Source organism: Sphingobacterium sp. 40-24 (genome assembly GCF_001899705.1).
In the GTDB taxonomy this organism is placed as follows: Bacteria; Bacteroidota; Bacteroidia; order Sphingobacteriales; family Sphingobacteriaceae; genus Sphingobacterium; species Sphingobacterium multivorum.
On record NZ_MKWH01000041.1, the window covers coordinates 19,141 to 33,769 of the forward strand.

General features: G+C 39.4%; 12 protein-coding genes. 3 read left to right on the top strand and 9 right to left on the bottom strand.

Annotated elements, in window-relative coordinates:
• Window positions 1-371 precede the first annotated feature (371 nt).
• From bamA to BGP15_RS16980, 4 genes are all read right to left on the bottom strand, one after another.
• Window positions 372-2,936 (bottom strand): outer membrane protein assembly factor BamA, encoded by a 2,565-nt coding sequence (gene bamA, locus BGP15_RS16965; RefSeq protein ID WP_286754281.1) that lies wholly within the window; start codon window positions 2,934-2,936, stop codon window positions 372-374.
• Window positions 2,937-3,049: 113 nt separating this feature from the next.
• The gene (uppS, locus tag BGP15_RS16970) at window positions 3,050-3,787 is read right to left on the bottom strand and encodes an undecaprenyl pyrophosphate synthase (RefSeq protein WP_046671941.1); all 738 of its coding nucleotides are present in this window, start codon (window positions 3,785-3,787) and stop codon (window positions 3,050-3,052) included.
• Between the two features lie 289 nt (window positions 3,788-4,076).
• Window positions 4,077-4,961, bottom strand: a complete 885-nt coding sequence (locus BGP15_RS16975; protein WP_112374400.1) for an NAD kinase — start codon at window positions 4,959-4,961, stop codon at window positions 4,077-4,079.
• 46 nt (window positions 4,962-5,007) lie between these two features.
• Window positions 5,008-5,670 (bottom strand): CBS domain-containing protein, encoded by a 663-nt coding sequence (locus BGP15_RS16980; RefSeq protein ID WP_046671932.1) that lies wholly within the window; start codon window positions 5,668-5,670, stop codon window positions 5,008-5,010.
• 254 nt (window positions 5,671-5,924) lie between these two features.
• Between BGP15_RS16980 and glsA the strand changes: the two genes are divergently transcribed.
• Together glsA and glsB are read left to right on the top strand one after the other, a co-directional pair.
• A complete protein-coding gene (gene glsA / locus BGP15_RS16985) occupies window positions 5,925-6,758 on the top strand; it encodes a lyso-glycine lipid O-acyltransferase GlsA (protein ID WP_046671933.1) in 834 nt (277 codons plus the stop codon).
• Between the two features lie 5 nt (window positions 6,759-6,763).
• Complete coding sequence (gene glsB, locus BGP15_RS16990) at window positions 6,764-7,723, top strand: glycine N(alpha)-acyltransferase GlsB (RefSeq protein WP_046671934.1); 960 nt, start codon at window positions 6,764-6,766, stop codon at window positions 7,721-7,723.
• 61 nt (window positions 7,724-7,784) lie between these two features.
• On the opposite strand, the gene BGP15_RS16995 is transcribed toward glsB, so the two are convergent.
• From BGP15_RS16995 to BGP15_RS17010, 4 genes are all read right to left on the bottom strand, one after another.
• Window positions 7,785-8,525 carry an MIP/aquaporin family protein gene (locus BGP15_RS16995; RefSeq protein WP_115047842.1) on the bottom strand — a complete coding sequence of 247 codons (741 nt, stop codon included), beginning with the start codon at window positions 8,523-8,525 and terminating at the stop codon, window positions 7,785-7,787.
• A 9-nt stretch (window positions 8,526-8,534) separates the two neighbouring features.
• A complete protein-coding gene (gene glpK / locus BGP15_RS17000; RefSeq protein WP_070569218.1) occupies window positions 8,535-10,034 on the bottom strand; it encodes a glycerol kinase GlpK in 1,500 nt (499 codons plus the stop codon).
• A gap of 34 nt (window positions 10,035-10,068) precedes the next feature.
• Window positions 10,069-11,646 carry a glycerol-3-phosphate dehydrogenase/oxidase gene (locus tag BGP15_RS17005; protein ID WP_115047844.1) on the bottom strand — a complete coding sequence of 526 codons (1,578 nt, stop codon included), beginning with the start codon at window positions 11,644-11,646 and terminating at the stop codon, window positions 10,069-10,071.
• A gap of 221 nt (window positions 11,647-11,867) precedes the next feature.
• Window positions 11,868-12,002 (bottom strand): hypothetical protein, encoded by a 135-nt coding sequence (locus BGP15_RS17010; RefSeq protein WP_262511802.1) that lies wholly within the window; start codon window positions 12,000-12,002, stop codon window positions 11,868-11,870.
• 95 nt (window positions 12,003-12,097) lie between these two features.
• Here BGP15_RS17010 and BGP15_RS17015 point away from each other — a divergent pair, with 95 nt between their 5' ends.
• Window positions 12,098-12,604, top strand: a complete 507-nt coding sequence (locus tag BGP15_RS17015; protein WP_236586101.1) for a thioredoxin family protein — start codon at window positions 12,098-12,100, stop codon at window positions 12,602-12,604.
• A gap of 549 nt (window positions 12,605-13,153) precedes the next feature.
• Here BGP15_RS17015 and BGP15_RS17020 read toward each other — a convergent pair.
• Entirely contained in the window at window positions 13,154-14,545 is a 1,392-nt protein-coding gene (locus tag BGP15_RS17020; RefSeq protein ID WP_046675638.1) for an arginine decarboxylase, read from the bottom strand.
• Between the last annotated feature and the right edge of the window lie 84 nt (window positions 14,546-14,629).

Below are 14,629 nucleotides of genomic sequence, written 5' to 3' on the forward strand. Positions count from 1 at the left end.
TTTACCTTATGACTTCAGATAATCCCAAAAGTTTAATTCGAGAAAACCGCTCTACGTAAATTTACGGCTCAAAAATAAGAAAAAAGAAGCAATCTAACAGATATTTCTCGGGTTTAACACTATTTAACTTGTTGAAGAATGCTCCAATGCTAGCTGCCTGAGTGCTGTTTATGGCTTCTTTTTTTCGGTGATCATAACCGCACTCAATATAAGAAAATTTAGAAGATTTTGCTGTAGATTTTATCTGATAGGATATATAAAATCGGATAGCCTATGAAAGCCTAAATTGTTTTAAAATAAAAAAAGCTATCTGCAATTGTATGCGATAGCTTTTTTATGAATTTATACCCATGGACTGGGGTCAAGAGCGGTTAGAATCCACCCATATTTTGCATAATACTAAACGTAAAGTTTTGTTTCCATGTACTGCTTGGTAAACCCGGGATTGGGTCAAATGCATGACCGTAATCTATTCCTAGCATACCAAAAATTGGTAAGAAGATACGGGCACCAACACCTGCAGAACGACGTACTTTAAATGGATTGTATTCAGTGAACTTGTTCCAGGTATTGGCCGCTTCAGCAAAAGCTAATACGTAAACTGTTGCCTGATCATTTAACATAACCGGGTGACGCAATTCCATTTGATATTTCGTATAGATCGGACTACCTGAATTTCGTGCCACATTCACATTTTGTGTTCCTTCAGGAATGATTACACCATTTGCATAACCACGTAATGCAACAATCTCAGATCCTTGTAGGTAATCAAACCCTTGCATACCATCCCCACCGACTTTGAAACGCTCGAAAGTCGATATTTCAGTTTTGTTGGAGTATTTACCCAAGAAACCAAATTGAGCTTGAGCTTTGAAAACAAGTTTACCAACGATTTTTGCATACCATTGTGAGTCAAATTTCCATTTGTGATACTCTGTCCAACGGTAGCGTTCTTGCGGTGAACCATTTTTATAATCAATGTTGTTGAACAATGAATATGGAGGCGTCAATTGCACCGAGAACTTGATGTTTGAACCTGAAGTAGGGTAGATCGGCGCATCGATCGAATTACGGCTAAACTCTTGCGTCAAGTTGATGTTATAGGCCGTACCATTATCAAATAGGAAGTAATTTCCATAGTTCTGAAGCTTATAACGTTGGAATGACAAGGATGTATTCGCCTGGAACCAGTTATCTGGCCATTGTAAGCGTTTACCTAAAGTTGCGGTAATACCCGTCATCCAAATACGGTTCAACTCGGAATCCTTAACAATTTGCTCGCCTGTATAGTAGTTAAATCCACCATACGATGAACTCGAAGTATAGGCACTCAAACCGAAATAAATTGGTTTTTTACCACCCAGCCAAGGCTCGGAGAAGGAGAAGCTATACGATTGATAACGCTTACCTGAAGTTTGACCACGCACACTCAACTTCTGTCCATCTCCACGTGGTAGCGGTTTCCAGGAACTTTTGTCAAAGAAATTGCTGGTAGAGAAGTTGTTGAATGTTAAACCTAAGGTACCGATGATCTGACCTGCACCATAACCACCCGAAAGCTCGACCTGATCCGAAGGTTTTTCAGTAACATTATAAACAATGTCTACTGTACCATCCGCATAATTTAAATTTGTCGGTACTGGGTTTGTTTTTTGCTCATCAAAATTTCCTAGCTGCGCAATCTCACGCACACTGCGCATAATTTGTTCTTTTGAGAATTTTTGACCTGGTTTTGTATAAATAGAACGCAATACAACACGGTCGTTGGTTACATCATTACCTTTAACAATAACGTTATTGATGGTATATTGAGCACCTTCATATACACGTAAATTTAAATCGATGGTATCGTTGTAAATACGTGTTTGCTCAGGGTCTACCGAAAACGTAAGATAACCATCGTTCATATAGATTGAAGAGATGTCATCTGCATTTCGACCACCACCTAACAATTTGGCGTTTAACTTTTCTTCCGAAAAGACATCACCACGTTTAACCCCTAAAATTTTATTCAGTAGGGTATCCGAATATTTGGCATTACCTGTCCAAACAATATTACCTACATAATATTTAGGACCTTCATAGATGTCAAAATTAACCAGCACATTTTTTTCACCATCGCGAATAACCGTATCTTTCAAGATCGTGGCATCACGATAGCCTTTGGCGGCCATTTTCTTGATTAGGTTTTCTTTACCTTCTTTGTATTTTTCTTCCTTGAACTTTCCAGGACCGAAAATGCGATACCACATTTTTTGCTTGATGGGCTTGGCCATTTTTCTCAATTCTTGTTGAGAAAAATGTTCATTCCCTGTAAACGTCATTTTTTTGACTCTTACCTTATGTTTTTTATCCACATCGGCAATAAGTATTTCATTATTAGCCTGTGCCGAATCTTTCACTGTTTTTAGGGTGATCTCCGGATATAAAAAAGCCTTTTCTTTTAAGAACCGTTGAATCGTAGCACGTGTGGTGTTCATCAAGTTTTCGTTGACAATTTTACCGGTGTTGCTATTTAAACGTTTGCGAACTTCTTCGGTCTGACTTTTACTTAGGCCATTAATATCAATACGCGTTAAACGAGGACGTTCTACTACACGGATGGTCAAAAATATATTTTCACCTTCAATTTTATCTGCCCATAATTCGACATCATCAAAAAGGCCTTGAGCCATCATATCCTTTACTACTTTTGCAGTTGCCTCACTTGGAACTTCCAAATATTGACCTACTGACAATTTAGATATTGTAATTAATACATTTTTATCCAAAAATTGTGTTCCAGTTATATCAATAGCGCTAATTACATAGTTTTTAGGATTGAGATAGCTGATTTTTTCTGGGTCATTTAAATTGAACGCACCTTTGTCTTGTCCGTAGACAAGCTGCATTGATGAGAGGCCAAAAAATAGTATTACGGGTAGTATACGCTTCATTTATCTATAATTATTGGCGCTAAAGTACACCAATCGTTTGTTAATTTTTGTTAATTAAGAAAATTTAACCAGCTTGCTTTTATTCAAATCAGTGGTCAAATTTAATAAAATCTTTATAACTGTTCACTTGTTTTTCCAAACCTTCTTTCGCGTTGCTGGTAATCGACGATGGATTTAAATAAATCTTCTTTCGTAAACTCAGGCCACATCTTATCAAGGAAGCATAATTCTGAATAGGCAATTTGCCAAAGTAGGAAGTTGCTTATTCTCAATTCTCCGCTGGTACGTATCAACAGGTCAGGATCGGGGAGGTTTTGTGTATAGAGGTTTGCAGCGAATAACTCATCGTTGATTTCTTCCGCATGGAGTTTTCCGTCTTTTACTTGTTGGGCTAGATTCCGGGCGGCATCTACAATTTCTTGTCGGGAACTGTAACTCAACGCTAATGTCAATGTACAGTGTGTATTTTCTTTCGTTGCTTCTATGGTTTCCTGTAGCTTCTTTTGTGCATTGGAAGGTAGTTTGGTGATATCACCAATGACATTCAAACGGACGCCATTCTCCTGAAAAGTTTTGATTTCTTTTTTAAGGGAAGTAACCAATAGCTCCATGAGTGCCATTACCTCGAGCTTAGGCCTATTCCAGTTTTCTGCAGAAAATGCATAAAGTGTCAGAAATTTAATATTTGCTTTTACACATCCTTCTAATGCTTCTCGTACTGCTTTTACACCATTTTGATGCCCAAATACGCGAAGTTTCCCTTTCTGTTTTGCCCAACGGCCGTTGCCATCCATGATGATGGCTATATGCTGTGGCAATTTAATACTATCTATCTGATCTAAAAAACTCATTTTTGCTGTTTTCAATAAAATGAACACCTTAGGCATCAATGCTATTTTGGCGTTTTAAAACCTACTTTTGGTTTCCTGTATTGCTACCAATGATTATTGTTTGTTTAACGTACTTTTCATTGATTAATTATCGCACTTGGATTTCTATTCCGGATGTTCTTATTCCGTCTTTCTTTATTTCTTCCAAATATCGATTTTTAATTGGAAATTTAGAAGGACAATATGTAGAAAGATTGTTTTGTGTGTTTCTCTTCATACAAAGCGAGCTTGTGCGAAGTGAATTGATAGCCTAATAATTTCTGACATCGATGCCCCAAAGTAATTTTTCCCGCAGCGTACTGAAAAAGCTTTCATGGGGGAGTCTAATCAGATTAATAGTAAATGGAGCCTGTTTAATGGTTAATTTTACAGATGTATCAATAGACTCGTTTTTGGAATCACAGCTTAAGATGTATTGATTGCTTCGACTCTCTATTTCCAATTCAAGGGTAAACTGATTCGAGATGACAATGGGTCTCACATTGAGATTGTGCGGAGAGATGGGGGTAATGACAAAATTGCCACTTTCCGGCATAATAATAGGTCCGCCGCAACTCAATGAATAGGCTGTGGATCCGGTAGGTGTAGCGATAATTAGTCCATCTGCCCAGTATGAATTCAGTAGTTCGCCATTGATGCGTGCATTGACCGTAATCATGGCCGAGCTGTCGTAACGAAATACGGTGATATCATTAAGGGCATAATGATTGCCTTCAAACAAGTTAAGCTGTTCAGATTCTACAGAGAGCAGCACGCGCTTCTGTATGGTAAAACGCTGGTTCAGTATATCCTCGATGGCATCCTCAAAATCATTTTTATTGATGGACGCTAAAAAGCCGAGGCGTCCAAAGTTTATTCCTGCAATTGGAATTCCGGAATCTTTAATCAGGGAAACAGCAGATAACATGGTTCCATCTCCGCCTAGACTCAACATGATGTCAATATGATCTTTTATTTCTTGATAGGTATTGTATGTTGAGAAGTTAAAGGCGCATTCAAATTGTGATTGCAGAAATTCATGAAATGGATTATATACCCAGATCTCAATATTTTTATCGACAAGATATTCAAATAAGTGTTTCACATGTGGTATAACAGAGGGTTGAAACTCTCTTCCATATATTGCGATTCTCATATTGTTTTCAATTTATGGGGCAAAGATGAGAAAAAACTAATCTTAATCAAATGTTAATATAATTCATAAGCTGCTGATAACGGTCGGCAGTGTCGTCAAATGCAGCTATGGTATTATGGGTTTCAAGAATTAAATAGTTGTGTCTTAGGAATGAATTCAGTAAGGCATTGATGTTTGACTTGTCGACTTTAAGGGTAACTTCAATGTTGTCACTTTCCAAATTTATTTTAGTTGCGCAATTGAGGATTCTGCAATTGTCACTTTCAACAAGGTGCGCAATCTGTGAAAGTGAAAAATCGTGTAGGCCAGTCGCCAACACAATAATAGCACCAGATTCATTTTGTGATTGAATTGAACTTATTGCCTTTAATATATCCAATTGCGTTGACACACCAATATATTTGTTGTCTTGATCTAAAATAGGAATGATTGTGCTATTATATACCGTTATCATCACCAGGGCATCATAGGGGTGTTGATTGAACTTCAGCTGTATGGGGGCCGTATTTATTTTTATGGAAGAAAGGGGAGCATCTTCATCTTCCGCATCCAATAAGATGGTTTCATTAACCAGGCCAATATAGTCGTCACCATTTAAAACGACTAATTCTTTACAAAGCATATCTTGCAGCTTCTCTAGCGCTTGTTGTATTGAATCAGCATTTTGAATACTGAAATCAGCATTTGAAAGAAATTGACTTATTAGCATACTCAAACTTAATAAAAAAACTAGGTGAAAAGAAATTTTACAGGATCAGATTTATACTTAATTCGTTGATTGCTTGTAATACCTAAAACAGGAAGCACAGAGAACGAATACATTATTGCAAATAAGTACAATTTTAAAGTTTAAAATTGTACTTTTATTACCATTCTGTTATTATTTTTGTCAACGAATTGGGATAGGCCTAAAAACTGGGCTTAAACGGAGGTGAAGTATTTTTAATTGGAACAGTAAGATTGATGATCACAAGCGAGAGTAAAAAGTTTATTGATATACGTGAAGTTATTCACAAAAAAAATGCGGGCCTTGCTAAATGGATTCCGTCTTTTTTACTTAATTATTTAAAAAGGACAATTCATGAAGACGAGATAAATGATATTATGACGCGCTTTGCGGATCTTCAGGGCCTGGATTTTGTTGATGCATTGATCAACGATTTGGATGTCAAGGTCAATTTGTATGGGGCAGAAAATATTCCAGTATCGGATCCGGTTATTTTCGCGTCCAATCATCCTTTGGGCGGATTGGATGGTATTGCATTTATGCACGCTATAGGTAAATATAGACGCGATGTGAAGTTTTTAGTTAATGATATTCTTCTAAATATAGGTAATTTGCGGCCTTTGTTTGTCGGTGTAAATAAGTTGGGGGGGCAAGGGAAACAGGCCATTTCTGCGATTGAGGAGGCTTATGGTGCGGATGATGCGCTATTGGTATTCCCTGCAGGTTTGGTTTCCAGAAAACAGAACGATGGTCGTATAGAAGATCTCGAATGGAAAAAAAGTTTTATTAGCAAAGCAAAAAAATATAAAAAAGATGTCATTCCGGTGTTGATTGACGGTAAAAACTCTAAGTTTTTTTATAATTTTGCAAGGCTTAGACAGAAATTGGGTCTCAAGGTAAACATTGAAATGTTATATTTACCTGATGAAATGTTTGCTCAACGCGGACATACCGTCAATATTATAGTAGGAGAAAGAATCCCTTATACAGCGTTTGATCAATCAAAAAACGAAAAAACTTGGGCTGAGGAAGTGAAAAGAAGGGTTTATGGATTGGCTCAAGAAAAATAGAATTTATGCAAGAAATTATACCTCCAGTTGATAGAGAATTATTGAAGACCGAATTGAATAAAGAAGTCTTCTTACGATATACCAACAATGGAAATAACGAGATATACTTAATCAACTATCATAATTCGCCAAATGTCATGCGTGAAATTGGGCGTTTGCGGGAGTTGACTTTTCGTGGCGCAGGGGGAGGTACAGGACTTTCAATTGATATCGATGAAAATGATACATGCGAAGATTGTTACGATCAGTTGATCGCATGGAATCCCGAAGATGAAGAGGTGGTTGCCGGTTATAGGGTAATCAAATGTGCTGAGGCTGGTGAAGTAAATGGTATACCCAATTTATCAACAGCACATTATTTTCAGTTTTCCGAATTATTTACGAATGAATATCTACCTTACACCATAGAGTTGGGGCGGTCGTTTGTACAGCCTAAGTACCAACCAGCCATCGACAATAGAAAAGGAATTTTTTCATTGGACAATCTTTGGGACGGTTTAGGGGCTTTGGTGATGCTTAACCCTGAAATTAAATACCTCTTTGGTAAAGTGACCATGTATCCACATTATAATAAAGATGCACGGGATATGTTGCTTTATTTTATGGACTATTATTTTCCTGACCATGATAAATTGGTTCTTCCTCTTCCGGAATTGGAAATCAAAAATGATTACGATCGCTTTGTCGGCGTATTTGATGGGCTGGATTATAAAGAAGGATATAAGGTGTTAAATAGCCATGTGAGAGCATTGGGAGAGAATATTCCACCGTTGATCAATACCTATATGAACCTATCGCCTACGATGAAATCATTTGGCACTGCACGTAATGATGAGTTTGGTACGGTAGAAGAAAAAGGTATTTTGATTGTAATTGATGATGTGTATCCCGTGAAGAAGGAACGCCATATGAATACGTTTGATCGGGATCGTGAATACGGTCATAGAAAACCCAAGCGTGGATAATAAAATAAAAGGGATTCAATTTTTGAATCCCTTTTATTTTGTTCGTGCAGCGCGACCTTGATTAGGCCGGTTTTATACAGGTATACAGTGCAAAGGCTAAAATGGCGCCCAAGATCGGTCCTAGGATTGGAATCCAGGCATAAGACCAGTCGGAGCTACCTTTTCCTTTGATTGGCCAAAGCGCATGAAATAAGCGCGGGCCAAAATCCCGGGCAGGATTGATGGCATATCCCGTAGTTCCGCCTAGGGAGAGACCGATGGCCCACACGAGGAATGCAACGGGTATCGCACCAAGGGAGCCCATGCCAATGGGAGCTGTTTTTCCGTCAATGGTGACATCTTGACCTGTTATGAAGAAAATTACAAAAATCAACACAAAGGTTCCGATAATTTCACTTGCTAGATTTGTTGATGTATTTCGGATGTTGGGTATAGTAGCGAAAACACCAAGTTTGGTCGTTGGGTCTGCTGTTGCATCGAAATGGTCTTTGTGCATGATGTAGGTCAACATCGCGCCACAGAAACCACCGGCAATTTGTGCGAGAATATAGCCAGGTACTTCCATCCAAGGGAGGCCATGATTAAGGGCTACGGCAATGGTTACCGCAGGATTGAGATGGGCTCCGGTATATGGGCCGGCAAAAACAACACCTACATACACTGCAAGTGCCCATGCGGTCGTGATTACAATCCACCCTCCATTTTCTCCTTTTGTGCCTTTTAAGATAACGTTGGCCACAACCCCATTGCCTAAAAGAAGGAGAAGGGTGGTGCCGATAAATTCTGCTAAATAATGGTTCATGCTTGTCGGTTAGTTTTCGGTCCAGTATTGTAATGCTTTGACTCCCTTGGTCCAGAGCTTAATAATCTTTTTTGTTTGCTCTTCTTGCTCTGCTTCAGGTTCAAATATACGATCCTGTGCCCAAAACTTAGAAATCTCATCCTCATTTTTCCAGAATCCCACGGCCAGTCCGGCGAGGTATGCTGCCCCCAAAGCTGTAGTTTCTGTAATTTTGGGGCGTACAACTTTGCTGTTTAGTACATTGGCCTGAATCTGCATAAGTAGATTATTTGCTGTTGCACCGCCGTCTACACGCAATTCTTTGATCGGTATGCCGCTATCAGCTTCCATGGCTTGCAGCACATCACGAGTCTGCAGGGAAATTGCCTCTAGCGAGGCGCGTGCAATATGACCATTGGTTGTTGCACGCGTAAGGCCAAATAGTGTACCTTGTGCACGAGCGTTCCAGTATGGAGCCCCCAGTCCGGCGAATGTAGGGATAAATGTGACACCGCCATTATCTTTTTCTGTCAGCGCTAATTGCTCTATGTCTGCCGATTTGTAGATGATGTTGAGATTGTCGCGTAGCCATTGGACCAGTGCGCCGCCGATAAATATGCTCCCCTCTAAGGCATATTCTGTTTTTCCGTTGATTTTCCAGGCGACAGTCGTTAAAAGGTTGTTCTTTGAACGGATTGGTTTATCCCCGATGTTCATTAACATAAAACATCCAGTGCCGTACGTGTTTTTGACCATTCCCTTTTCAATACATTGCTGTCCGAACAGTGCCGCCTGCTGGTCGCCAGCAATTCCAGCTATCTTGACTTTGTGTGCAAAAATGGTTGTCCGTGATTCCCCATATATTTCACTGCTTTCTTTTACTTCGGGCAGCATGGCGGCGGGGATGTCAAATAATTCGAGTAGCTCCTTATCCCATTCCATGCTATGAATATTAAAGAGTAAGGTGCGGGAAGCGTTTGTTACATCCGTAATGTGAGCATCGCCCCGGGTGAGGTTCCAGACGAGCCAAGTGTCAATAGTTCCACAGATTAATTCCCCGTTTTGTGCTTTTTCCCGGGCACCTTCTACGTTATCCAGAATCCATTTTATTTTGGTTGCAGAAAAGTAAGGATCTAATATTAGGCCTGTTTTTTCCTGGATCATCTCATGTTTTCCAGAGCTACGCAACTCGTCGCAATAATCTGCTGTGCGTTTATCTTGCCATACAATGGCATTGTAGATGGGTTTTCCTGTTTCTTTTTCCCAAACGACCACAGTTTCCCGTTGATTGGTAATGCCAATGGCGGCAATATTTTTGCCGTTTAACCCTGCTTTTGTGGTTGCTTCTGCAGTGACACCTGCCTGTGTTGACCAGATTTCATGTGGATCGTGTTCAACCCATCCTGGTTGTGGGAATATTTGCGTAAATTCCTTCTGGGCAATGGAGACTATATTTCTGTCTTTATCAAAAATGATAGCTCTGGAGCTGGTGGTACCTTGATCCATTGCCAAGATGTATTGTTGTTCCATAATTGAGTAATTGAGTATTGCTGGTTATTTTGTATTACTTTAAGATATAATTTTTTGCAACATTTTGAAAATGCGTTATTTGATCATTTTGCCAATCTTCATCTTTTTCCAGTTCCTGGGCGAGTATTTTTGCGACATCAGGTGCAGCTTCAATTGCAGCTTTCGCATCAAGAAATAGCATCCGTACCCGACGGGATAGCACATCTTCCACAGTCCTGGCAAGTTCATTGCGTGCTGCCCAAACAACTTCGGCCTTTTTGAACTCAAGATGTGGGATTAACTTTTCGTTCCATTCGGGATTTTCCTGAGCCAATGCATTGATCATTTCTTGGTCGGCACCGTAAATATACATATGATTGCTTCTGTCGGACGTTGGAATGGCGCTATAGATCTTTTGTGTGGCAGACCGGCTTTCTTTTTGAGGTAAACAACCAATTTTTATCGCTTTGTCTAGGGTATCTTGGCCCATTCGACGGAATGTTGTCCACTTTCCGCCAGTTAAAGTCAGTAATTTGGAGTCGCTAACAATAACCTTGTGGCTTCGTGAGATCTCTTTGGTTTTGTTTGAGTTACCTGTAGGGGCTGCCAGTGGACGGAGGCCGGCGAATACAGCCAATGCATCCGCTCTTGTTGGTTGTTTTGTCAAGTAACGTCCCGCCGTTTTCAGAATAAAATCGATCTCCTGCTCCAAAGCTACCGGTTCAAGGCTATGCTCGTCTATCGGTGTATCCGTTGTTCCCACAATGACTCGATTATGCCAAGGTACTAGAAAAAGGACCCGTCCATCATCCGTTTTTGGAATCATAATGGCATCGTCGCCTGGGAGAAATGACTTGTCAAATACAAGGTGAACACCCTGGCTGGGGCGTACCATTTGTTTCGCTTCAGGTCTATCCATTTTTAAGATATCATCGACAAATATTCCTGTAGCATTGATAACAGCTTTGCCTTGTATGGTGAAAACTTCACCAGTTTCGGTATCATTGGCGATGACACCGTTTATTCGTCCATCGCTGTCTTTGGTGAGGTTATTGACCCTTACATAATTTAGGGCGACTCCGCCCATTTGTATACAGGTCTGCGCAACGTTGAGCGCAAGCCTGGAGTCGTCAAATTGTCCGTCTTGATATACCACGCCACCATATAGCCCTTTAGGTCGTACAGTGCTTATGCGATTGAGCGTTTCTTCTTTATTGATATGAATGGATTTTCCCAAGCTTAATTTACCTGCCAGAAGGTCATATATTTTCATTCCAATGGTGTAAAATGGGCCATCGAACCAGCTGTAGTTTGGAATGATAAACGATTGGTTTTTAACAAGGTGTGGAGCATTTTTTTGGAGTAAACCTCTTTCATGAAGCGCTTCTTTAACCAATGAGATGTCGCCTTGAGCCAAGTAGCGTACACCACCGTGAACAAGCTTTGTTGCTTTGCTTGAAGTGCCTTTTGCAAAATCAACCTGCTCCAATAAAATTGTTTTGAACCCTCGGCTTAAGGCATCTAATGCAACACCTAATCCGCTGGCACCGCCGCCTATGACGATAACATCCCACGCGCTCGTATCCCTTATTTTTTCTATCAGTTTTGACCTGTTGAATTCTTGGTGTTTCATTTTGTTTCGTTTTGGATTTTTGTAGTGAATCTTCTGTGCTTCTTTTACTACTTCCTTTACACTAAGTTATGCTATATTTGTTAAATTTTAAAGGAAATTAAATAATATTTATGTTAAGGTCAGGTGTTTGTTTTTGTTTTGTTTTGTTTTTATTTTAGCAAAAGGAAGTCTTTTTGGTTTTTACGGGTGATAGGGTATAGCATATCAACAGGTTGCCTTTTTTACTTCTCCCCAATGGCGGTATTTTGAATGACACCCCTATTCTGATCACCTAAGGTCATGTATATAGGGCTTAATCGCGTTTTTATGAATCCGCTGAAATACGGTCCGTTGTAGTCCTGGGTGTTTTTTTTCATGGTCAATAGCTATATCATGTTTAACGATTATGTGCTGCTTATGTTTTGGTTTGGGGAAATGATTTTGTAATTTTAGATTCGTATTTAATTTATTTATGATGAGAAATATAAGATTATTACTGTGTGGAGCTATTGTGTTTTTGGGGACGGTACTCGTACAGTCCAAAGCGTTCTCACAGCAGCTTGCTACAGCTCAGGATCTTTCGAAGCCTTACAATCCAGATGCCAATGCACAGAATGATATTGATCAGCTATTGGTTCAAGCAAAGAAAGAAAAGAAAAACATCGTCATTCAAGCCGGTGGGAATTGGTGTGTCTGGTGTTTAAGATTTAATGAATATATCCATAAAACGGCAAGTGTCGACAAGTTGTTAAAGAGTCATTTCCTCTATTATCACCTCAATTATTCAAAGGAAAATAAAAATGAAGCTGTGTTTCAAAAGTATGCCCCTGAAGGCAATAAACTAGGTTATCCATTTTTTATTATTTTGGATAGAAATGGAAAAACATTGCATGTACAGGAGAGTGGTAGTCTGGAAAAAGGAAAGGGCTATGATGAAGAAAAAGTGCTTAATTTCTTTAAAACTTGGGTTGCAAAATAGCAATTATCGACTTTGGGATTTCTAGTCGCGCTAAAGGAAAATACCCAGCAATCCTTTCCTAAACGACGATACATTCTGAAAGATCAGTAGCTTTCCTTCGTACCTGCTTCGTATCTGCTTCGGATCATCAATAGATCTTGTACAGATGCTGTACAGATATTGTCCAGTCTCCAAACAGGAAAGGTCTGTACACTACTAGGTCAACAGTCGTAACGGAATTGGGCAGCTCCGAACGTGGTCCGAAGCAGGTACGAACACGATATGAATAAAAGCCAGCTGTCTTATACTGAAATAGGTTTACATCTACCGAACAGCTTACTATATAGATTTTACAATCTATTTTTTTCTACTGGATATGGTTGTCATTGTCTGTGATTTTGCCTTTAATTTACGCCCGATTGTAAATAATGGCGGATAGGCTGAAAATAAAAAGGTCTCGTTCCTAGAAACGAGACCTTTTTATTTTGGCTTAAAATAGCTCTTTTTTACGAGGATATTGTTTTGATCCCCCAATGACGAGCGTGCTTACTCTTGGTAGAATATAATATCTTATTGGTAGCCTAACAATTTCATTACTTGTTTGGAGTTTTGCTCCTCACCGAACACCTCGTAGTTGAATGTTTCATCTCTATTGCGGCGTACAAGTACATGTTTGGGTGAAGGAAGTAAGCAGTGGTGGATGCCTCCATATCCGCTTAATACATCTTGATAGGCGCCTGTATGAAAGAAGCCCAGGTATTGAACCTTACGGGTCTTCGGCATAAATACCGAGTTCATATGCGCCTCCTGATTGTAATAATCCTGTCCATCGCATGTGATGCCACCTAAATTGACGCGTTCATATTCTGAATCCCAGTTATTTATCGGCAATAGAATGTATTTTTGATTCAATGCCCATACATCCGGCAAATTTGTAATGAATGAACCATCAATCATAAACCAACGTTCGCGATCGTTTTGTTGCTTGCGCCCCAAAACTTTATAGAGGATACCTGATGCTTCAGCAACAGTGTATTTGCCAAATTCAGTAATAATGTCTGGTTCCATCACTTCATGGTGAGCACAGATTTGTTTGATACGGTTGACGATCTCATTGACCATATATTCGTAATCAAAGTCGTGTACCAATGAATCCTTAAATGGCATGCCACCACCGATATCTAGGGTATCTAAATCCGGGTTTACTTTCTTGAATTTACAATATAAAGTAACGTATTTCTCTAATTCGTTCCAGTAATACGGGGTGTCCGAGATACCTGAATTAATGAAAAAATGGAGCAACTTTACTTTAAAGTTTGGATTGTCGGCGATCTTGTTGTTATAGAATTCAACGACGTCTTCCTGGCGAATCCCTAGGCGAGATGTATAGAATTGAGAATCTGGTTGCTCTTCGGAAGCAACGCGGATACCTAAAGCACAAGGCTCATCCAATTCGATTTCATCATCATAAAGGTTAAACTCCTCTTTGTTATCCAGCACCGGTATAATGTTTTTATATCCATCGTGGATCATATCAACAATATATTGTTTGTACTGGTAGGTTTTGAACCCATTACAGATCACTGTAATGTCTTTTGTTACTGTGCCCTGTCTTTCCAATGAATCGATCATCGGCATATCAAATGCAGATGAAGTTTCCAGGTGGATATCATTTTTCAAAGCTTCCTCTACGATGTGCTTGAAATGGGATGACTTGGTACAATAACAATATTTGTAAGATCCGCGATAGTTGTGTTTCAGAATTGCGGTCTGAAAGAGGATTTTCGCTTGCTGAATTTTTTTGCTGACGATAGGCAAATAGGTAAAACGTAACGGCGTACCGTACGTTTCTATCATTTCCATTAAATTCAAATCGTGGAAATACAATTCGTCGTCGATGATTTCGAATCCGTCTTGCGGAAAACCAACACTTAAGTCAAGAAATTCCTGATAGCTCTGCATTTTTTATTATTTTTGCAAAGATATACTTTAATGGTGAATACCTAAATAAGGAATGTTATTTATTTCCAATTCACTATCAGGAAG